Source organism: Acinetobacter pittii (assembly GCF_034067285.1).
In the GTDB taxonomy this organism is placed as follows: Bacteria; Pseudomonadota; Gammaproteobacteria; order Pseudomonadales; family Moraxellaceae; genus Acinetobacter; species Acinetobacter pittii_E.
The window spans coordinates 1,868,152-1,889,929 of sequence record NZ_CP139286.1 but is presented as its reverse complement, the minus strand read 5'-3'; the positions used below and the strand labels follow the sequence as shown (position 1 = coordinate 1,889,929).

Below are 21,778 nucleotides of genomic sequence, written 5' to 3'. Positions count from 1 at the left end.
ACACTTGTAAGTTATTATTTTTATACAGATATTTACTTTAAAGTAATAGAACTGTCATTATTAAAATCTAAGATACGAACATTTCTAATTAATAAACTATCTGACTTATGAATATTTTATTTAAAACAACGATTCTTTCAGCCTCATTATTACTTGCGGCTTGTAACGATAATAATGATCAAGGTGTTCAAAACCCACCGAATACAAACCCATCAAAATATTATCAAACAAAAACACCTTATCAACCGCAACAAGACTTAAAAAGCTACGAACAAGTGCCAAATGGATTCCAGCCTGTTTTTACAGAATTAGTAGCACGCCATGGTTCGAGAGGACTCTCAAGTCTGAAATATGATTTAGCACTTTATAATTTATGGAAACAGGCAAAAGCAGAAAATGCCTTAACACCGTTAGGTGAACAATTAGGTGTTGATTTAGAAGCAATGATGAAAGCCAATATCTTATTAGGCTATGGGGTGGAAGGAATCCGCCAGTATGGTTATGGAAACGAAACCATGACGGGTATCTTAGAACACCGTGGCATTGCAGACCGATTATTACAGCGCTTACCAACTCTTTTAAATTCCCAAGCCTCTATATTGGTACAGAGTTCTGGGGTAGATCGTGCGGTTGATAGTGCTAAATTTTTTACTGCTGAACTCATCAAACAACAGCCTCAGCTTAAAGATAAAATTGTTCCAGCGACTTATACTAGTTTATCGAGTGAAAGTGTACCAAGCGTTGAAGATGGTGGCGTTGATCGTTTTAAACTTTACTTTCATAGTTTGAATGCAGATGAGGATTTAAACCAACCACTGAGTGCTAGCCAGCAGAAAATTTATGATGCTAGTCAGGCCTATCAAGATTTTGAAGAAAATAATAAAGATTTAGCCCAAAAGTTGGATGAGTTATCAAAGAATACTCAAGCTGAAAAAATTGCTCAAACAGTACTGAACCCGATTTTTAAAGCAGAATTTATTAAAAAACTCGGTACAACAGGTTATAGCTTTAGTAATACCGGGGCCATCACGGTAACTTCCCCAAAAGGTGAGCAAATTACAGAAAAAGGTAAGGGTAAAAATACAATTGCTAGTGCAGTTGATGCAGCAGCTTATATTTATGACCTCTATTCAATTTCTGGCGGTATGAAAGAAGAGTTAAAAGGTGTCGATTTTGATAAATATATGCCGTTAGAAGCCGCAAAGTTTTATACTGAATTTAATGATGCCAATGATTTTTATGAAAAAGGCCCAAGCTTTACAGAATCAAATCAAGTCACCAGTGAAATCGCCCAAGGTTTAAAACAAGATTTATTCCAACAAGTTGATGCCGTGGTGAATAAGGCCCAGCCTTATAAAGCCGTTTTACGTTTTGCCCATGCTGAAATTATTATTCCTTTGGCGACTAGCTTAGATTTGCATAATATGATGCAACCTTTGCCAATTCGCCAGACTTATAATTATTCAACAAGCACATGGCGTGGTGAAGTGGTTTCACCTATGGCGGCAAATGTACAGTGGGATATTTATCAAAATAGCCAAGGTAATACTTTGGTCAAAATGCTTTATAACGAAAAAGAGACTTTATTTAAATCTGCTTGTAACTATGCACGTTACACACCCACCAGTTTTTACTACGACTACATCAAATTGAAACAGTGCTATCAAATGCAATAGATTTTCAATTTTTGAAGTCTTTAATGGGAATAGGGATTGCTATTCCCATTTTTATTTCTTCATAATTCTATTTGTTTTTAAATATAGATCAGTTAGAGACTTGGATATGACACCTTTTTGGATTGCATTGCAATTTTTAACTGTTCTGCCTATTGAGCTAAAGACAATACCGACGGTGCAACAAAATGGTCGGGCTATTTTATTCTATCCGCTGGTTGGGCTGATTATTGGTGGCATACTTTTTATTACGGCCTGTCTTTTTGCCAAATTACCCATTCTTTTACTTACGGCAATCGTACTCACTTTATGGATTTGGCTGACAGGTGGATTGCATTTAGATGGGCTAGCGGATACTGCAGATGCGTGGGTAGGTGGTTTTGGTGACAAGCTGCGTACTTTACAAATCATGAAGGATCCAAGTTGTGGCCCAATTGGAGTACTCAGTTTAGTCATTATTTGTTTACTCAAATTTGCACTGATTTATGTGTTGATTGAACAGCATCAAACGTTATTTTTAGTCTTTGTTCCCATCCTTGGACGCGTAGTGCCATCTATTTTGTTTTTAACTACGTCATATGTTCGTGAAAAAGGTTTAGGCCGTTCTTTGACAGACCATTTACCTAAAACGACTTCTTGGATAATAGCTGGGTTGGTTCTACTATTGGCTTTATATTGGGAATGGCAAGGGCTCATCGCCATTATTGGCTTTTTGATCAGCCTGGTTTACTTAAGACATCTGTTTATTAAAAGAATTGGCGGTATTACAGGTGATACAGTAGGGGCAGCAATTGAGCTTAGCGAAACCGTGCTACTTTTTGCTTTTGTGGTGAGTTATTTTTATTTAGTTTGATGTTGAATTCCGACAAAGAAAAATAAAAAAAAGCCCTCAAAAATGAGGGCTTAATTGATCTACTTAAAAAGATGAATTAACGATTTGGTAAAACGTCTTTTAAAGCTTCATGCATTTCAAGTAATGTTTTTTCAGTAGTTTCCCAGTCAATACAGCCATCAGTTACTGATTTACCATATTCAAGATCACAAAGATTTTCAGGAATATCTTGGCGACCACCTTTTAAGTGACTTTCAACCATAATACCGACGATTGACTTATTACCATCTAAAATTTGTTCAGTAATATTTTTAAGCACAAGCGGTTGTAAGTACGGGTCTTTATTTGAGTTGGCGTGACTCGCATCGATCATGATTTTATTGCTAACTTTAGCTTTTGCTAAAGCATTTTCTGCTTCTGCAACCGAGCCTGCGTCATAGTTTGGTTTGCCATTACCACCACGTAATACAACGTGTGCATAAGGGTTACCACTGGTATTAATAATTGAAACTTGACCATCTTCGTTCAAGCCTAAGAAACTATGGCCATATTTAACAGATTGCATCGCATTGGTTGCAACAGTTAAACCACCATCTGTACCATTTTTAAAACCTACTGGTGAAGATAGACCAGAAGACATTTCACGGTGAGTTTGACTTTCGGTTGTACGTGCACCAATCGCAGACCATGAAATTAAGTCTTGGTAATACTGTGGTGAGTTAGGGTCAAGTGCTTCAGTTGCACATGGTAAACCTTTTTCATTTAATTCAAGCAACAGCTTACGACCAATACGTAAACCTTTTTCGATGTTAAATGAGTCATTCATATCTGGGTCATTGATTAGACCTTTCCAACCAATTGTTGTACGTGGTTTTTCAAAATAAACACGCATAACTAGATATAGAGTATCTTTAACCTTTTCGCTTAGCGCTTTTAAGCGATCAGCATATTCGTGAGCAGCTTTGGGATCATGAATAGAGCAAGGACCAATAACGACAAACAGACGCTTATCTGAACCATCTAAAATATTACGAATAGTTTCGCGGCCTTTTAGAACAGTTTGTGAAGCAACATCAGATAAAGGAAGTTCTGACTTAAGCTCATTTGGTGTTACAAGAGTTTGAATGCTTTTAATATTAACGTCGTCGATATCTGGCTTTGAAACGGAATTTAAATGTGTAGTCATTGCTGTCACTGGTTCGATCATACTAAAGGTTGTTTTGTGTACTGAATATACCATGAAATAATTATGAAAATACTACATCGCATGGTATTTCAGTTTGGAAAAATCCTATTGATTTTACTATCTTTCAGTCGAGTTGCTTGTTTTTTCGGCAACCACGGCTTGTTGTACCACAGGTGCTTTCGGTTTTGCTTTGACTGGGTGAACCATAAAGTTAACACCGAGGGCAAATAGAGTAATCCCTAAAATTTTTCGGATTAAACGTTCCGGCATACGAGAGCTAATTAATGTGCCAATGATAATTGCCGGAATTGAACCCACTAATAACCACATTAGAAGGTTAAAGTCGACGTTACCCGCACTCATGTGTCCTAGGCCAGCGACTAAGGTGAGCAATACAGCATGTACAACATCTGATCCGATAATGCGAATCATTGGTAAGTTCGGGAACATGATCACGAGTGCCATGATCCCAAATGCACCGGCACCAACCGAGGAAAGAGTTACGAATACGCCTAAAATGATGCCCATAATCACGATAAAGCTACGTTTTTTATGGATTGCTAACTGCTCATTTTCAGTTTGGATAGTTTCTTTATTACGGAATTTATTAAAGAACTTCTCAATACGAGAACGGAAAATAATAGACACACCTGTTAAAGTCAGCATAAAGCCTAATACCATGGTTAACACAGACTTATAGTGTGTAGACTGACTTAAATAGTGTTCAAGTACCCACGCAGTACCGAAAGATGCAGGAATACTACCTACTGCTAACCATAAAACAATTGGCCAGACAATATTGAGCTTTCTAGCGTGAACCATTGATCCGCAAAATTTTGAAATTGCGGCATAAAGTAAATCGGTACCAATTGCGATATGTGGTTCAATTCTAAAAAGACTAATTAAAATTGGCGTCATTAATGATCCACCACCAACTCCTGTAATCCCTACACAGAAACCAACTAACATACCCGCTAAGATAAATTCAAAAGCACCAGACATCTTTATCGCCACTTATCACGAAACGCAGATATCTTATTCCTTTTAGAGATAAACAGTTGTCATGAATAATGATTTACTTATGCAAAAAAAAGCTAAGCAATGAAAATTTTGCTCAGCTTGTACTATTTTTCATCATTTTTAAAGAAAATGATTATTTTGATGACTTTAGTGGATTAACTAAAAGTATAAAAATAAAAGTTAATGGCGTTGCGAAGATCCACCAACTCACAAAACCAATTGAAAATTTATATTGGTGAATAAGAATAAATGCACATAAACCAAATAATATGAATGCAGCGACTTTAAAGTGTCGGTAATACTTTTGAGCCAACGATTTGAAATGTCCTGTTGATTTTGGCGATCTATATTTCTCGCTCGCCATAAATAGCAAATACATTCCTAATAAAATTAAGATGAAAGCTATAACAATCATGAGCTCACCTCAGTATTTAATTTATTTAGCTTTTTTTGAATTTTTCCTACAGCCTTATGCTGAATAGGTTGAATTTTGCAGAATATAAAAATGGCTAATGCTGCAAATATCCACAAAAACACATCTACACGTGCAAAGGTCAAATAATCACTGAAATTTTGTACATAATCATGTTTGACCAAATAACTTAGATTTAAGATTGGAAGTGCAATACTGAGCATAATAAAAAAGCAAAGCTGAGTTCGCCATAAATGCTGCTTTTTAGTGATTAGTGCAGTGATTAAGCTGATTAACCAAACCAAGAAAAAGCTATAAACTTCATAATTGATCGTGGTTGAAGTGACTGTAAATAACCGATTAGCGCTTAAATAGGCGACAGTTGCACAAGGCAATCCAACAAATGCCGCAACATTTAAACGGTCAACTAAATAATGTCCGAAATGAAACTTACTATTTTTATTTTGAATTTGGCGTTTAAGACTCCAAAGTAACAAACCAGAGGCAATCATTACACAGCCTAAAATGCCCGAGAAAAAGAATCCTAAGCGAAGTAAAGGTTGAGCAAATGTCGCCATGTGTAAGCCATAAACACCCGCATTTAGCGTTGCAATAGGACTATTATTACGTGTATCTGCCAAGACTTTGCCAGTTGAAGCATTTAATGTAATTTGAGCCTGATTACGGGTGATGGAGTGATCTTCTTTTTGAAGAAAAGTAATTTGAGCTTGATTAGTATTCGGGTTTTTTACACTAATCGTTGATAAAGGTTGATTCCCCCAACTTTGTTGAACTTGGTTTAGTAGCTTATCGATAGCTAAGTTTTGAGCAGGCTGAATCGATTGATTCTCAAGTACAGTCTTTGTACGAATCTCAGTAAAATACTGATAAGGGTTTTGGGGGTAAATCTTTTGCATTCCCCAAGGCAGATATAAATAAAAGAAAATAGCTAAGCCTGTAAACGTAATGGTTAAAAAGAAGGGTAGTGCAACGACTGAAGAAATATTATGAAAGTCTAACCATGAACGCTGAGACTTAAATGTACGTAAAGTAAAAAAGTCGGTGAATATTTTTTTGTGGGTAATAATGCCTGAAATCAAAGCGATCAGCATAATAAATGCGGCAAGACACACCACTAATCGTCCAACGATGATTGGAATACCAAAAAGTTGGTAATGGAAACGGTAAAAAAAATCGCCGCCTAAGGTCGCCGAAAGTTGTAGTTCTTTACCTGTATTAGCATCAAGTGTGGCATTACCATAACCGCCGTCAGCTTTTTCCCAATACATAGTGTTGACGGGACTTTCTGGTGTTGCAACAGTTAAATACCAAGATTTGGCGTCTGGAGCGTTTTCTTGTAAATATTGATATGCTGTTTTAATAGCAATATCTTGCTTTACTTCATATTGCGCTAGTGCAGGCTGCATCCATAAATTAATTTCGTGGCGGTAATAAGATAAGCTACCCATTAAGAAAATGGCAAACACCAGCCATCCAAAAATTAAGCCAGTCCATGAGTGTAGCCATGCCATAGATTGACGTATACCCTTATGCATAACCCACCATACGTGTCACAGAAAAGAAAAGGGCGCACAAAATGATCGACAGCCCAGTGAGTTTCAAAAGTGATTGAATGCAGAAACCAGCAATTACAAAGACGACGTAAAATAAAATCGCTATAAATGCCGCGAGATATATAGCTTCAGCTTTGTCGAGGGACAAAAGGAAAATTCCAGTGAGTCCAAGACTTAAATAGGCCATACACGCAAAGCCCATACCGAAAACTAGCAAGAATCGATAGAAAACTTTTATACGATATGACACTGGGAGATTTACAGTTTTGGACATCTTGACTGACACATACACAAAGAATAATAAGTAAAGCCAATCCCTAAATTGGGATTGGCTACGATATTAATATTTAAACTTTACAGCAACTGTATAGTTAGCAGAAGGACCATAAAAAGCTTGGCCATCTGGAAAACTATTTAAATATTTTTTGTCAAAAATATTATTACCATTTGCCTGAAGCGTAATATGATCGTTGACTTCATAGCTCGCCATTAGATTGACTAAAGCATATGCATCTTGTTTAATCGTACTGTTAACATTTGAATCATATAACTTTATCCCATCTTGCCACTGTAAGCCTGCACCAACTTTTAGCTTTGGTAAAACTGGTGGCGTGTAGGTGGTTAGCACGTTAAGTGTCTGGTTTGGATTATAAGTTCTTGCCTCGCCACCATTCTTAATATCTTTAATACTAAATTGAGCATAGCCGAAAGAAAGATTCACATTATTTGTGATTTGACCTGATAAGCCGACTTCTACCCCTTGTGATTCTAAATCACTCGTTGGTACTTTTCGATTAAGTGGATTTCCATCAGAGCTACGTAGAGGGTAATTATTTTGTTCAGTTTTAAATACTGAAAGTGTTCCTGTTAAGCGGTCATCTAGCCATGAGCTTTTTACACCCATTTCATAGCTTTTACCCTCAATAGGTTTTAAAGCTTGATTGGTATCTTTATCAATACCAGTTTGAGGACGGAAAATTGAGGTGTAACTCATATAACCCGTATATTCAGGTGTAAAGTTATAGGTTAGTCCAACATATGGCGAGACTTTACTTTCACGATATGACATTGGAGAGCTATAACTTTCGCCTTTACTTTCAGCTTGAACATAGTTTGCGCCAAGTAAAAGTTTTAAATCTTCATTGAGATGTAAACGTGTCGCCGCATAGATTGAGTTAATATTCTGCTTATAGTTCGCGGCTTCCGTAAAATCTGACCATGTTATAGATTGTGGTGTCCAGCTTGCCCAATCCGTAGTGGTTGCTTTTATAACATTATTATCGTTAATTGTTCCTGTAGATTGTTTGTCTTGCTGATGATTACGTACATAGCTATAGCCTAGAGTTGCCTCATGTTCTCGGTTAAATAGTCTGTAGCTGCCTTCGAGATTAAAATCTACGGCATGTTTTTCTTGATGTTCTTGACCACCCCAAGGAGTTAGAGAAACACCTGAACCGTCAGCTTTTGGATAACCATAATAATAAAGAAGACGGCTATTATGCTTCGTATCAAGATAGTTGTAAGTTAGCTTAGCCGTCCATAGGTCATTAATTTTTTGTTTTAATTCAACAAAAGCATTTTGCGTTTCATTATCCCAGTGCGCCCAGTCAGGGTTTGGATTATATGAGCGAACATATGAAATTTGTTTACCATTGGCATCTAATAAAGGCAGAGAACCCCAATTATTTGCATTAGGTTTATTTTGTTCTTGGCTATAACCTGCGGTAAGTAAAGTGCTATCTGTTAAATCAGCTTCAATAATACCTGCGAAACCATTTTTCTCAGAAGAATAACGGTCAAGGTAAGAATCACCAGTTTGCTCATAGCCCATAATACGGCCACGTACTTTTCCACTCGGTATAATTGCGCCAGAAACATCAGCTTCATAGCGCTGCGTATCCCAAGAACCATAACTTACACCACCACTTGCTTGGAATTCTTGAGTCGGGCGTTTTCTAATATTGTTAATTGTTGCGCTTGGATCACCAAATGCGTTAGTTAAAGAGTCAGCTCCTTTAACTACTTCTACACGATCATAAAAATAAGTATCAGGATTTGTATTGCTATAGTTATAACCTGAGAGGGGAAAGCCTACGCCGTCAGTTAATATATTTGAAATTTCAAAACCACGAGCCATATAAGTAGTCCGCTCGGTCTCTTGATTAGATACGGTTACCCCAGGCGTGTTCCTTAAAACATCTCGGGTACTGCTAAGCCCGAAATCTTCAATTTGCTGACGAGTAACGACATTAATAGTTTGTGGAGTTTCTTTAGCCTCAATATTAAGCTTGGTTGCGCTACTCGAGTTTTTAACATTATATGCTTTAGTTTGTTCCGAAGACTGCTCAGCATCTGATGCTTTAATTTGAATTGTCTGTAAAGCTTGTACCTCTGAGTCTTGAGCATAAGAGAGGTTCGCATAACAAATCGCGCAGGCGATTACGGTAAGCTTAAATGGTCGAGGTGGGATATTCATAGGATTAAAGATAATGTAAATAATTCTCATTTATTTTATTGTTTGTGAATGTAAGCTACAATTCAAATAACATTGTTAATTTAGATTAAAAAGTAGGTGATGAATGTAATTTTAGATAGTAATAATCCATGTATTACTTTTAATACCGAGATTTCTTTCGAGTTCAAGATTGGGAAACCTATATGCTAGAATGCGTTATTTCAAATTCTTGGGTAATTCGCCTTGGCAAATCGAAAACTTAAAATAGGCATTGTAGTTGGGGAAGTTTCTGGAGATACGCTTGGCGTTAAGCTTATGCGTAGTTTTCGAGAACAAGGAATCGATGCCGAATTTGAGGGAATCGGTGGTCCTCAAATGATTGCTGAAGGTTTTAACAGTTATTACCCAATGGAAACTCTGTCTGTGATGGGGATTGTTGAGGTCTTAAAAGACTTAAAAAAGCTATTCGCCGTGAGGGATGGTCTAATCAGTCAATGGACTCAAAACCCAGTTGATATTTTTATTGGAATTGATGCACCTGACTTTAACCTCAGACTTTCAAAAAGTATTAAGGAAAAGAATCTTCCAATAAAAACTGTTCAATATGTGAGCCCTTCGGTTTGGGCATGGCGTCAAGGACGTGTTCACGGCATCAAACAGAGTATCGATTTAGTACTGTGCTTATTTCCTTTTGAAAAAGTCTTCTATGATCGATATGAAGTTCCAGCAGCATTCGTAGGACATCCATTAGCTAAACAATTACCGGTTGAGAATCCGATTCAAATTGCCAAACAACAATTAGGTATTGATGAAAATCAGAAACATATTGCTTTGTTACCAGGTAGCCGAAAAGGAGAAGTGGAACGACTTCTTCCTATGCTGCTGGGTGCTGCTAATATTTTGAATACGAGACATCCAGACATTCAATTTTTGATTCCCGCTATTAATGATGCTCGTAAACAACAGATTGCACAGGGTGTCGAACAATTAGCACCTCAGTTAAAAGCAAAAATTCATATTTTAGAAAATACGGATAGTGAATCTAAAATTGGCCGTATGGTCATGAATGCGAGTGACATTATCGCTTTAGCATCTGGAACGGCGACATTAGAAGCAATGTTAATGCACCGACCGATGGTCACTTTCTATAAATTGCATTGGTTAACTTACTTAATTGCCAAGTTTTTAGTGAAAATTCCTTATTATTCTTTACCTAATATTATTGCGGGTAAAAAAGTAATTGAAGAACTTATTCAAGCCGATGCAACACCAGAAAATTTAGCAGCTGAAATAGAAAAACTGATGAATGTGGAAACTGCTCAAATTCAAGTGATGCAGCATTTAACTATGCATAAACAGCTTATTTCTGGAAATACGGAAGATCCGGTTCAAGTCATCTTAAATGTGCTCGAAAAATAAAAAAAGGCATTCTTATGAATGCCTTTTCTATTTATGCACGTACGATGAGCTCGTAACCCGTATATTTACGAATGTTGATAACACCAATGTCAAAAATTAAATATTGGCCTTTAATACCTTGTAATACACCGCGAATTTTTGGTGTTTTATCCAGATTTAGAGACTTAATTTTTTCAGGATATTGCTCAACTGGGTAAACAAACTCACGTGGTAATTCATTTTCTAATAATTCAACAGTTTCGTTAAATTCAAGGTTTTGACTGAATTCCTCACGAATAGATTGAATTTTAGGTGCAAACTCTTCAATTAATTGATCACGCTGTTCAATCATATTTAAAGGCTCAGCTTCACCTTTAAGAAGTTTACGCCAATCTGTCTTATCAGCAATTAAAGAGCCAAACATGGTTTCAAGTTGACCAGATAAACGGCGTGATCCAACTTTTAAAATAGGTAAGGCTTGAGTTGCGCCTTGATCTAACCAACGACCTGGCATATGGCTAACGCGGGTAATTCCCACTTTTAAAGCACTAGAGTTTGCCAAATATACAATATGAGGCTGGAAACAAACATTATGGGCAAAACCATCTTCACGACATGTGCCTAAATGATAGTGACATGTTTCAGGTTTCATAATACATAGGTCACATTCCGCTTTGGTTTTAAAACATTTAAAGCAGTGACCTTGAGAATAAGATTTCGGTGTTTTAGTGCCACATGAAGTGCAATAAATATTACCTGTCCATTCGATTTCTAGTTCTTGTCCTAACTTAAAAGGAAGATCAATTTCTGAACGGTCTAATACAAATTTGTATTCAACATTTGCCTTGGTTGTCTGTTGATCAGTTACACTAGCATCTTTTAGGCCTGCATGCATTTTATGGCAAATGCCTTGTAGTTCCATAAAGTTTAAACTCACATCTTTCAATTAAGGGTTGCAGTTATGGCTGAACAAAATGTCATCACTTCTATGCTAGACGATTTATCAAACGAACAGCCCATTCATACTGCACTTTGTATTGGCCAGAAAATTGACCAGAATAACGCAATTCAATGGCACTATTTTACCGTAACTGAGCTTTTAAGTCTGCCTTTTACTCAGCGTTATGATTTGGGTTTTGTATTGTTCGATACTGAGGAAATGCAGAACATCAGCGATATGCAAAAATCACAATTATTAGTGAAGCTAAGAGATTTATTAGCAAAACGCATTGTTGTCGTGAGCAAGCGCAGTGATGAACAGTTATTACGTTCTTTAGGTTTTACGCAACTCATTGATAAAACTTCACATGATAGTGATTTAGCTTTATGGCAATTTAACATCTTGACCTATAAACATGTGCCAGATTGGTTTAATTCAAAATTTTGGGCAAATCCAGAAAACTGGAATAAATTCCGTTGGTAAAAGAGCATTAAATCTCTTTCAAAATTTAACAATTTGGCTTTTGCTGTCTTAACAAGAATCCGCGTATGCTCATGTATAAACCATACATAAGAGTTACACATGACAAATTTAAGCAACATTGTAGAAGTTTTGGCTAAGCAAGCTTTAGGTGGGAATCAGCAAGCAGCAGGTCAAGGTGGTTTAGGTGGAATTTTAGGTTCAGTACTCGGACAAATGGGCGGTAATAATTCATCTGGTACTCAAGGTGGCTTGGGAGGCGTACTAGGTTCTGTATTAGGACAAGTCACTGGCAATAACAACACACCTCAAGCAGGTGGCGGTGTACAAAGTTTATTAATTGCAGTTGTGCCTTTAATCTTGGGTTGGGTGCAGCAACAAGGTGGTTTACAGGCTGCATTAGAAAAGTTGAAAGGTGCGGGTTTAGGAAGTCAGGTTCAAAGCTGGGTTGATCCAAATCAAAGTAATAGCGAAGTTCCGACTCAGCAATTACAGAGTTTATTTAATCCAGCCGATATTGAACAAGTTGCCGAGCAAGCCCAAGCACCAAAAGAGCAAGTTTACGGAGCAATTGCTTCAGTCTTACCTCAGGTTATTGATTCATTAACACCTCAGGGTGACAGTACAGATCATCAAGAAGCAAATCAAGATATCCAAAACGTTATGAACCTTGTAAGTGGTTTCTTAAAATAAGGTATAAACTTCAAAAAAGCCGATAACTTTTATATCGGCTTTTTTATATTTAGTACCATAAAATAAAAGGGCATGAGCCCTTTTATTTTAGATATGAATCAAACATAACTGATTAGAAGTTATATTCGATACCAGTACCTACAACAGTTTGCTTGTCGTCATCATTCAGCCAGTCGCGTTTTTGTTGAGCAACAATGCCGTAGAAGCGAGCTTGTTTATTGATTTGGTAATCAAGACCTAAACCGTACAAGTCGATTTTACGATCCGCTTGACCACTTACTTGTGTTTCAGCTGAAGCATATTCTGCTTTCACTTTAAGTTTAGTGTTAGGAATTTTATAAGCAGCTGTTACTGCATATGCTTCTTCCTCTAAACCACGGTAAGCTTTACCAGCTTTATCGATTGAACCATCTGATTTATATGATTGACCGTATGCAGTTAAGTCATCAGTAGGTTCAGCATGTTGCCATAAAGCACCTACCACAAAACCAGATTTTGCGATGTCATAAGAACCAGTTACACGGTAAGCATCTGTATAGACATCTTTTAGGCCATAAGCAGCATATTTACCTTTAATACCGAAGTCACCCGCGGCAGCAATTGCTAAACCAAGATCTTTGTTTTCATAGCCAAGCGCAGTTGATACAGAGTCGAAACTATCATTTTTGCTATCTTTACCAGTTTCACCTGATTTGCTATCAGAAGTGCTTTCACCAGTTTGAGCCATGATGTTGAATGTTAAACCAGCTAATAATTTAGGGTCTAATTCAAAACCGATCACATTGTCTAAACGGTTTTCACCGTACATGATATTAGTAATATCTAAACGTGTATCGTCATTAAAGATGTCTTGGTTACCGCCAGCAGCAGTTTTGAAGTAAGAGTCATACTTACCAACTTTTAATGTACCAACACCTTCAGTTTTTAAACCAATAAAACGGTTACGTGCGCTAAGGTCAGTATCAGAACCCGAACCATCAGTAGAAATTGCCCACTCGGCTAAATAAACAGCAGATAATTTGTCAGTTAATTTCTCTTCGCCTTTAACCCCAATACGAGAAGAGTTTGAGTTAATTTCGGTAACGTCACTTTTTCCATCGAAATTTTTATTATCAACTTGGTTAATAGAAACATTTAGTTTGCCATACAAAGTTGGCGCTGCTTGCACCGCGTTTATGCTCAAAGTTGCAACTGCGGCAGCGAGTAGCAATTTCTTCATTGAGATTTCTCCAAAAGGTATTTAAAAAGGGCGTATGCCTAGCCTAACTATTTATTTTGTAGTTGACTTGTGTACAAAAAGTTACAAAAGCTCACCAACTTGCTAAGCAGTATCGGCAAATTTTGTGACAGGGAAGTGAAGAATAAATGACAGTTTTATGACGCTTAAAATTTAGAAATAAATTAGTTTTTTCTTTTTTTATAATTCTTAAAACGAAAAAAAGCGGAGTCTAAACTCCGCTTTAATAATTGAAAAATCAAAGAGCTGCTTTAATTTTTTCCGCTAATTCTTTAATTTTTTCTTGATCACCTAACTCTACAGCATGGCGTCCAAGTTGATGCACATTTGTTGGAATAACGTGAAAATGAACATGGGGGACAGTTTGTCCCGCCGCTGCTCCAGAAAGTTGCATTAAGACAATACCTTCTAAATTGAGTGCTTTTTCCATTGCCTTAGCAATCTTCTGGACAATTTGTATGGTATATGCCGCTGCTTCAGGAGGTAAATCTAAGAGTGTTACGGCTGGTGTTTTTGGAATAACTAATGTATGACCATCGGCTTGAGGCATAATATCCATAAAAGCTAGAACTTGATCATCTTCATAGACTTTTATCGCAGGAAGTTCTCCGCGTAAAATTTTTGCGAAGATATTTTGATCATCATATGCCATGTATTATTCCTTTAAAATTATTTACATTTCAATTCTTTCTGACGTTCTTTAATAGCGTCAAGACGTTGCTGCTCTTTGTCAGAAAACTTTGGTTTTGTCGTATGACAGTTTTCATTACCATATTTCTCTTTTGCATCAGGATCTTTAAAACAAAAGCCTTTTGATGCATAAATCAAATTGTAATCGTCTTGCAATTTTTGACATTCTTGCTCAGGTGTTGCAGCTTGTACGCCTAAACTAGCAATGCTCACCATGCCAGTAAAGACTGCAACCATAAATTTATTCATGAGCTTTTCCTCAGTTAAAGGTATGAACCTGTACTCAATATAAGGTTTATTGCCAAGATTTCAATGACTATTAATTACTCAAGTGTCATTTTGGTTTATAATTTGTTCAAATAATAAATAAAATTATTAGATATCAATAACTTGAAAATATTAAATAAAAACATAAACTTAACTAAAAAATTATATGTTTTTCCATAATCTAATGGTTGTTGAACGTCTTATAATCGTTATTGATGAGCAAAAAGAATACTTAAATAGATCTACTAATAAATTCCATAGATTGAATCCTGATCTTATCCTTAAATTTTTGTTGAGCGTTCGGTCAGCCATTTCGCTAGTTGTGGCCAGAACTCAAGAGCACTTGCCTGACTCGACATTAAGCCTAAATGACCGCCAGGGATAAGCGTAAACGTAACATCTTGGCTACTTGTCAACTCACTTAATGGAGATGCAGCGTCAGCAGTTACCAACTGATCACTACGGCCAGCACCAACCAAGAGAGAGCAATCTATATTTTTTAATTCAATTTTCTGATCTTTTAGCTGAATAAAGCCGTGTTTCAATGGATTTTGTAACCACACATTGAATAACATGTCCTGATTAATTCCACCCGGATAATCAATCATATTATTTAAAAAGTTACTGAGGGTAGCATGCTCTTGTACAAATTGCAGGTCGTCAAGATTTTTTAATAGTTGAACATGGCCATCAAACCAACCTTTAGGATCAAGAATTTTGAAACCTAATGAATTTAAAATTCCTGGGCTATGAATCAAACGTTTTGGTAATCCAGCATAAACACGGTCCTGAATTTTTTTATTGCGACCAATAAAATGATTCATGGTTCGATAGAGCTTCCCAATATAACCAGAGGCATAACTGTCTATTGGACTACCAAGTACAATAAGATTTTTAACATGCTTAGGTTGATTGAGGGCGGTGTATAAAGTAACGAATATACCAGCCATACTCCATCCATGTAGCGAGATTTGTTCACTTCCTGAATGTGCTCGAACAAGTTCTATTGCTTTAGGAATAAAATCTTTAATAAATGATAAAAAGTTAAGGTGTCTATCTTTAAACTTTAAACGCCCCCAATCAACTAAATAGACATCAAAACCTGCATTTTGGAAGTATTTGATAAGAGAACGATAAGGGTATAAATCATAAATTGCCATATTGATGGCTAAAGGAGCCACAAATACTAAAGGCTCTTTAAATTGTTTATTTGCCGCAGCGTAATAGCGAATCCGGGTTTGATTGAACTCCCCAATCACTTCAAAGGGAGTGCTTTGTGATAGTACCAATGATTTTGGATGAAATAGTCGGGTAGAAAGGTGCTTGATTTGACTTTGTTCAGAAACAAGGGACTTTAAGCGTTTCATCTTGCTTTACCAACTATTTACTAAAGTTGAATAAAGTCTAAGCGATAATTTTAAGGTTTACCTTGACCTTAAATACCTTAGACACTCAAAATGATGATAGTTTTTTAGTACATGACCAGTAAAGGCGCACATTTAATGAACCAGTCTGATGATTTAGAATACCAACTTGATACTTTAGCCATTCGTACCGGACATACTCGTAGTTTTGAGGGTGAGCATGGCGAACCGATTTTTTTGACTTCATCATTTGTATATGAAAACGCAGCTGAAGCTGCAGCAAAATTTTCTGGTCAGGTTCAAGGAAATATCTATTCTCGTTTTACTAATCCGACTGTATCGATGTTCGAAAAACGCTTAGCAGCTTTAGACGGTGCTGAGCGAGCTGTTGCAACAAGCTCGGGAATGGGCGCGATTTTGTCAGTTGCTATGGCATATTTAAAAGCTGGTGATCATGTTATTTGCTCAAGAGCAGTTTTTGGATCAGTTGTTGCCTTATTTGAAAAATATATTGCTAAGTTTGGTGTAGATATTACATTTGTTGATTTATGTGATTTGAACGCATGGAAAAATGCTGTACGTCCCGAAACTAAACTTTTTTTTGTTGAGTCGCCGTCTAACCCTCTAGCAGAGATCGCAGATATTCAGGCGCTTGCAGATATTGCCCATGCAAATGGTGCCTTACTTGCAGTTGATAACAGTTTCTGTACACCTGTTTTGCAGCAACCATTAAAGTTCGGGGCAGACCTTGTAATTTACTCGGCAACCAAATATTTAGATGGGCAAGGGCGCGCTTTAGGTGGTGCTGTTGTGGGTAATCATCAGTTATTAGAAGAAGTTTTTGGTGTTGTTCGTACGCTTGGACCATCAATGAGTCCATTTAATGCATGGGTTTTCTTAAAAGGTTTGGAAACTTTACGCTTGCGTATGAAAGCACACTGTGAAAGTGCTCAAATTCTTGCAGAATGGTTATCTAACCATGAAAAAGTAGAGAAGGTTTACTATGCTGGTCTACCAAATCATGCCGGTCATGAACTTGCTGCACAACAGCAAAAGGGTTTCGGTGGGATTGTATCCTTCGTTGTTAAAGGCGAGCGTGAAGGTGCTTGGAAGGTTATTGATAATACTAAGTTTATTTCGATTACCGGTAACTTAGGTGATGTGAAGTCAACAATTACACATCCGGCAACTACGACACATGGCAAACTTTCTGTTGAAGCAAAAGAAGCTGCAGGTATTCAAGAAGGTTTAATTCGCGTATCTGTAGGTCTAGAAGATATTAATGACATCATTGGTGATATTTCACGTGGGTTAGATCTCATTTAATTATTTTAAAATTTTTATCGAAACTATTTTAGTTGCTTAAAAGCCATCTCATGAGTTGAGGTGGTTTTTCTCTAAAGTTACTTAATTTTTACAATTGCAATAAAAAAACTACATTTTATTTAAATCGTAATGCCGAGCAAAGGTTATAAAGACTTTAAATCAAACTAAAATAAATGTGAGTTTTAAAATGCTTAAGCCTATTGCTATTGTTGTTGTGGTGGGGGTAGTTGGTGTCATTGGATACAAATTATTAACTAAACCTACGCAAAGCCCCGCATCAAATGAAACGACATTGTTAATCAGCAATGCTGAGAAATCAGTACAAGAAGCAGACGAGTCTATTGAAAAAGCGAATAACTCTTTCAAAAAAGTTCCTTTAAGCGAATATCAAACAATCAAAGATGGTTTGCAGGCGTCTCAATAATCCTCTAAAGCACTTAAATCCTAAAGAAATGGCAGCTAATTTTGCTTTTGTCATGTATATGGCTGCGTCCAACAGAGCTAGAGATACCGATAGAAAACATTACTTTATTGTGTCAGAATTACGGATTAATTTGAGTTCAATGTACTAGCCTATATAGATTTTGATCAATAAGGCTAGCTCAACGAGATTAAGTTTTTATAAAGTATTGGCAGAAATGAATAATACTTTAAAGATTTGATAGAGATACGGAGTAAGGTTATGAATATCAATATGCTCATGCAGCAAGCGCAGCGCATGCAAAAAGATATGGAAACAAATATAAAAAAGGCTAAAGAAGAGCTTGCTCAAACTGAAGTTCAAGCAGAAGCTGGCGGTGGTTTGGTTAAAGTAACAATGACTGGCCGTTATATCGTAAAACGTATCGAAATTAATCCAGAATTACTTCAAGATGAGCCAGACATGATTGAAGACTTAATCGCTGCTGCGGTTAATGATGCTGTACGTCAAGCAGAAGTGATTTCTGAAGAAAAAATGCAAAAAGCAAATTCTGGTATGGGCTTGCCACCTGGCTTAGCGGGCATGTTCTAAGGAAATTCAGTGTTTAGTGATAGATTTGAACAACTCGTTCAAGCTTTACGTATATTGCCTAGCGTTGGTCCGAAATCGGCTCAACGTATGGCTTTACATCTTTTGATGAAAAATCGAGAAGGTGCATTTGCATTAGCTCATGCTCTACATGAAGCTTCAAGTTATATACATGAATGTAGTGTTTGTCATTCTCTGACTGAACATGAAATTTGTGATATTTGTGCCTCAACAGACAGAGATGATCAATTATTGTGTGTAGTTGAATCACCAGCAGATGTGATGGCGATTGAGCAAAGCGGCAGCTTTCGTGGCAAATACCATGTTTTAGGTGGACATCTTTCTCCATTAGATGGTATTGGACCTGAAGAAATTGGTATTCCTTATCTGATTCAGCGTTTAAGCCAAGGTACGATTGAAGAAGTGATTTTGGCAACGAATGCAACTGTAGAAGGACAGGCAACGGCTCATTATTTGGTAGAGGCGACTAAGCACTTACCAATACAAATGACACGTATTGCTCAGGGTGTACCTCAGGGTGGTGAACTCGAGTATGTCGATAGCCATACCTTAAGTCAGGCAGTGCATAACCGCATGAGAATGAAATAAGCATTGCGATGCTTATTTCATTAATACAATATCAATTTAATTGAAAAACTTCTGAATTGAATTCAACTATTAAACATAAATATTATTTTGTTTTTATAATAGTAGAAAGTTTAAATAGAATATGAATATAAGCATGAAAAAGATCTTATAAATTTTATAGAAGGGGTATTTGGAGATAAATTTAAAAATATAAATAAAAGCTCAAAAAATTATCTATTTTCGAAAAATTGTTCAAAAATAGAGTATTCATAAAGGTTTAAGTGGCATTTTTCTGCTTCTATGTTATATATACCAGAGTTTAAAGCACTCTTTGCATTTACTTGAGAAAGCATGTTTCAGTTTATCCAACAGCAAACCGAATTGGTTGATGTTCTTCAAAAAATGGATCAATGTTCAATATATGGACTTGATACAGAATTTATTAAGGTTGACACACTCTGGCCGAAACTTGGAGTATGCCAAGTCAATGTAAATGGCAATGTCTATCTGTTGGATGGTGTTTCATTAGATCTAAGTCAGTTTTGGAAAAAGATCTTTCTCGCACAGCAAAATATTTTTCATGCATGTGGAGAGGACATCGACTTAATTTACCATTATGCAGATCAAGAAGATTTGCTTAAAGTGTTTGACACTCAGGTAGGGCTTTCTTTCTTAGGCCATGGCTTGCAAGTGAGTTACCAAGGTGCTTTAAAACTTTGCCTTGATATTGACATTGAAAAAGATCAAACAAGATCTGATTGGTTAGCTCGACCTCTATCGCCTCAGCAACTTTGTTATGCAGCTAATGATGTTTTATATCTAATGAAGTTAGCTCATCATATTCAAGAACAGCTCAAGCAAAAAGGGCTTTATGACTATGTTCTTGAGGATTGTAGTAGCTTAACTAAAGAAATTATTAGTGAAACTCCGACAGAATTACTCTATACCGATGTCGGCAATTATCGTCACTCACGTCGTCAGCTAATGCAGTTACAAAATTTAAGTGAGTGGCGCGAATATATTGTAAAAGCAACAAACCAGCCACGTAGTTTTATTCTTAGAAACTCAACTATGATTGATATGGTTGAAAAGAACCCGCGTAATAGCTTTCAACTTTCGCAAGTGAAGGATATTCGTCCAAATGTGGTTCGTGAATATGGCAAAACTATTTTAGAATTACTTAAAGATCTACCTATCGAAAGTCAGTGGCCAACGAAAATTGCAAAACCTTTTAAAGTAACGTCTAAAGAGACTTTACATAAAATGGATATGGTGCTTGCTCATGCAATAAATGAAACTTCTATTCCCAAAGAAGTATTGCTGAGAAAAAAATGGTTAAATGCTATTCATCAACATGTTCTTTCGCAAGGTGATGAACAAGATTTACCTGATTATTTATTAGGTTGGCGTTATGAGTTGTTAACCCAACCATTAATCCAATTGTTTCAAGAAGAAAAACAAAGTCTATCGATTTAATATCCAACTCTATTTAAATTTAAAAGGCTCATCATGTGATGGGCCTTTTTATTCAATAAATGGCCAATACATTAAGATTTTAATTAATGAGATCTTATTTAAAAATAACTTAATTAAATATTAAAATTATAAAAATGAGTTTTCTGTAGATTATCTAAATAATTATTTTACCTTATAAAATTCATAAAACAATATAATAAAGGGAAAACAATTTAAAATTCCAATAATGAAATAAATTAACTTATACAGTGAGAAAAATTCAATTGCTTAAACATACAGGTCTGTATATTCTTAGTTTTAAGAAAAACAATTTCAACATATATAATATATAACTATAAGTTTGTTTCGGTGCAGAAATAAAAAGCCTACCCAATAGGGTAGGCTTATTTATTTTTATTGGTCTAATATTAATCTAACTTAATTTTAAAATTTAAGTATTAATATTCTCTAAATTCTACGTAAATGAATGAGCAATTTCGGACACAACTTTTTCAGCTTTGTGATAAGCATTTTCTAGTGACGATATATACCGATGATCACCAAACTCTTGATATTCAGAGGTAATTTCATAGATTTTCTCTACACCTAAATATTTACTGAGTGTACGAATATGAGGTAAAAGATGACTCATGTTGTTTCTGATACCATCCTCCTCAAAACCAAACTCTCCGCTCGAAGTGATAATAATTAATGTTTTACCAGACAAAAGAGGTTGTAAAGGAAAGTCTCCTCGAGCAAGGTCAAAATCAAAAGTTTTATTAATCCGAATAATTTGATCAAACCATGCTTTAAGCTGAGCAGGCATACCGTAATTGTACATAGGTGAAGAAATTACAAGGATGTCTGAATTTGAAACTTCTGCTATTAATTGATCTGATATAGATAAAACATCGTGTTGAGCTTGTGTTCTGTTAGCTTCAGGGGTGAATACGGCAGCGATCCATTCTTGAGTAATAAATGGTGGAGGATTCATTCCCACATCACGATAGATATATTCATCTATAGGCAGCTGTTTTTTCCATGAATTGATCAATCGAGTAGCAATATTTTTAGAAATCGAATTATGATTAGGATTAGGGTTAATCGCAGCTCTTACACTAGCATCTATATGTAATATTTTACTCATCGTTAGTTCCATAAAAGATTAAGATTTAATTT

22 protein-coding genes and 1 pseudogene are annotated in these 21,778 nt (G+C 36.2%); 11 read left to right on the top strand and 12 right to left on the bottom strand.

What is annotated here, in order from left to right:
• Positions 1-107: 107 nt before the first annotated feature.
• Positions 108-1,676 carry a histidine-type phosphatase gene (locus SOI81_RS08850; RefSeq protein ID WP_239975621.1) on the top strand — a complete coding sequence of 523 codons (1,569 nt, stop codon included), beginning with the start codon at positions 108-110 and terminating at the stop codon, positions 1,674-1,676.
• Between the two features lie 106 nt (positions 1,677-1,782).
• On the top strand, positions 1,783-2,526 hold the full coding sequence (cobS, locus tag SOI81_RS08845) for an adenosylcobinamide-GDP ribazoletransferase (RefSeq protein ID WP_320540580.1): 744 nt from the start codon (positions 1,783-1,785) through the stop codon (positions 2,524-2,526).
• A 76-nt stretch (positions 2,527-2,602) separates the two neighbouring features.
• On the opposite strand, the gene SOI81_RS08840 is transcribed toward cobS, so the two are convergent.
• Positions 2,603-3,712 (bottom strand): 3-deoxy-7-phosphoheptulonate synthase, encoded by a 1,110-nt coding sequence (locus SOI81_RS08840; protein ID WP_271740980.1) that lies wholly within the window; start codon positions 3,710-3,712, stop codon positions 2,603-2,605.
• A gap of 96 nt (positions 3,713-3,808) precedes the next feature.
• Positions 3,809-4,693, bottom strand: a complete 885-nt coding sequence (locus SOI81_RS08835) for a sulfite exporter TauE/SafE family protein (protein WP_239975618.1) — start codon at positions 4,691-4,693, stop codon at positions 3,809-3,811.
• Between the two features lie 61 nt (positions 4,694-4,754).
• Between SOI81_RS08835 and SOI81_RS08830 the strand changes: the two are divergent.
• Positions 4,755-4,870, top strand: a pseudogene (locus tag SOI81_RS08830) (hypothetical protein).
• Here SOI81_RS08830 and SOI81_RS08825 read toward each other — a convergent pair.
• From SOI81_RS08825 to SOI81_RS08810, 4 genes are all read right to left on the bottom strand, one after another.
• Complete coding sequence (locus SOI81_RS08825; RefSeq protein WP_224991820.1) at positions 4,845-5,126, bottom strand: DUF1634 domain-containing protein; 282 nt, start codon at positions 5,124-5,126, stop codon at positions 4,845-4,847. The pseudogene SOI81_RS08830 and the gene SOI81_RS08825 sit on opposite strands and share 26 nt — an antisense overlap.
• Positions 5,123-6,679, bottom strand: a complete 1,557-nt coding sequence (locus SOI81_RS08820; protein ID WP_239975617.1) for a PepSY-associated TM helix domain-containing protein — start codon at positions 6,677-6,679, stop codon at positions 5,123-5,125. Before SOI81_RS08820 ends, SOI81_RS08825 begins: the two co-directional genes overlap by 4 nt.
• Positions 6,672-6,971, bottom strand: a complete 300-nt coding sequence (locus SOI81_RS08815) for a hypothetical protein (protein ID WP_025470308.1) — start codon at positions 6,969-6,971, stop codon at positions 6,672-6,674. Before SOI81_RS08815 ends, SOI81_RS08820 begins: the two co-directional genes overlap by 8 nt.
• A 66-nt stretch (positions 6,972-7,037) precedes the next feature.
• Positions 7,038-9,173 carry a TonB-dependent siderophore receptor gene (locus SOI81_RS08810; protein WP_239975616.1) on the bottom strand — a complete coding sequence of 712 codons (2,136 nt, stop codon included), beginning with the start codon at positions 9,171-9,173 and terminating at the stop codon, positions 7,038-7,040.
• Positions 9,174-9,395: 222 nt separating this feature from the next.
• Here SOI81_RS08810 and lpxB point away from each other — a divergent pair, with 222 nt between their 5' ends.
• On the top strand, positions 9,396-10,571 hold the full coding sequence (gene lpxB / locus SOI81_RS08805; RefSeq protein ID WP_239975615.1) for a lipid-A-disaccharide synthase: 1,176 nt from the start codon (positions 9,396-9,398) through the stop codon (positions 10,569-10,571).
• A gap of 31 nt (positions 10,572-10,602) precedes the next feature.
• Here the strand turns inward: lpxB and SOI81_RS08800 are convergent, their stop codons facing one another.
• Entirely contained in the window at positions 10,603-11,472 is an 870-nt protein-coding gene (locus SOI81_RS08800; protein WP_320541577.1) for a DUF2797 domain-containing protein, read from the bottom strand.
• Between the two features lie 39 nt (positions 11,473-11,511).
• Here SOI81_RS08800 and SOI81_RS08795 point away from each other — a divergent pair, with 39 nt between their 5' ends.
• The gene (locus tag SOI81_RS08795) at positions 11,512-11,973 is read left to right on the top strand and encodes a DUF6231 family protein (protein ID WP_239975613.1); all 462 of its coding nucleotides are present in this window, start codon (positions 11,512-11,514) and stop codon (positions 11,971-11,973) included.
• Positions 11,974-12,072: 99 nt separating this feature from the next.
• Positions 12,073-12,663, top strand: a complete 591-nt coding sequence (locus tag SOI81_RS08790; protein ID WP_239975612.1) for a YidB family protein — start codon at positions 12,073-12,075, stop codon at positions 12,661-12,663.
• A 112-nt stretch (positions 12,664-12,775) separates the two neighbouring features.
• Here the strand turns inward: SOI81_RS08790 and porB are convergent, their stop codons facing one another.
• From porB to SOI81_RS08770, 4 genes are all read right to left on the bottom strand, one after another.
• The gene (gene porB, locus SOI81_RS08785; RefSeq protein WP_239975611.1) at positions 12,776-13,882 is read right to left on the bottom strand and encodes a porin; all 1,107 of its coding nucleotides are present in this window, start codon (positions 13,880-13,882) and stop codon (positions 12,776-12,778) included.
• Positions 13,883-14,138: 256 nt separating this feature from the next.
• Positions 14,139-14,552 carry an HIT family protein gene (locus tag SOI81_RS08780; protein ID WP_320540579.1) on the bottom strand — a complete coding sequence of 138 codons (414 nt, stop codon included), beginning with the start codon at positions 14,550-14,552 and terminating at the stop codon, positions 14,139-14,141.
• 17 nt (positions 14,553-14,569) lie between these two features.
• On the bottom strand, positions 14,570-14,839 hold the full coding sequence (locus tag SOI81_RS08775; RefSeq protein WP_002122146.1) for a YARHG domain-containing protein: 270 nt from the start codon (positions 14,837-14,839) through the stop codon (positions 14,570-14,572).
• A 299-nt stretch (positions 14,840-15,138) separates the two neighbouring features.
• Complete coding sequence (locus SOI81_RS08770) at positions 15,139-16,224, bottom strand: alpha/beta fold hydrolase (protein ID WP_320540578.1); 1,086 nt, start codon at positions 16,222-16,224, stop codon at positions 15,139-15,141.
• A 135-nt stretch (positions 16,225-16,359) separates the two neighbouring features.
• On the opposite strand from SOI81_RS08770, the gene metZ reads away from it, so the two are divergent.
• From metZ to rnd, 5 genes are all read left to right on the top strand, one after another.
• On the top strand, positions 16,360-17,547 hold the full coding sequence (gene metZ / locus SOI81_RS08765) for an O-succinylhomoserine sulfhydrylase (protein WP_239975610.1): 1,188 nt from the start codon (positions 16,360-16,362) through the stop codon (positions 17,545-17,547).
• 187 nt (positions 17,548-17,734) lie between these two features.
• Positions 17,735-17,971, top strand: a complete 237-nt coding sequence (locus SOI81_RS08760; protein ID WP_224991829.1) for a hypothetical protein — start codon at positions 17,735-17,737, stop codon at positions 17,969-17,971.
• A gap of 258 nt (positions 17,972-18,229) precedes the next feature.
• Entirely contained in the window at positions 18,230-18,559 is a 330-nt protein-coding gene (locus SOI81_RS08755) for a YbaB/EbfC family nucleoid-associated protein (RefSeq protein WP_016141121.1), read from the top strand.
• 9 nt (positions 18,560-18,568) lie between these two features.
• Complete coding sequence (recR, locus tag SOI81_RS08750; protein WP_002113756.1) at positions 18,569-19,165, top strand: recombination mediator RecR; 597 nt, start codon at positions 18,569-18,571, stop codon at positions 19,163-19,165.
• A gap of 330 nt (positions 19,166-19,495) precedes the next feature.
• Complete coding sequence (rnd, locus tag SOI81_RS08745; RefSeq protein WP_320138275.1) at positions 19,496-20,620, top strand: ribonuclease D; 1,125 nt, start codon at positions 19,496-19,498, stop codon at positions 20,618-20,620.
• A gap of 454 nt (positions 20,621-21,074) precedes the next feature.
• On the opposite strand, the gene SOI81_RS08740 is transcribed toward rnd, so the two are convergent.
• Complete coding sequence (locus SOI81_RS08740) at positions 21,075-21,746, bottom strand: FMN-dependent NADH-azoreductase (protein WP_320540577.1); 672 nt, start codon at positions 21,744-21,746, stop codon at positions 21,075-21,077.
• Between the last annotated feature and the right edge of the window lie 32 nt (positions 21,747-21,778).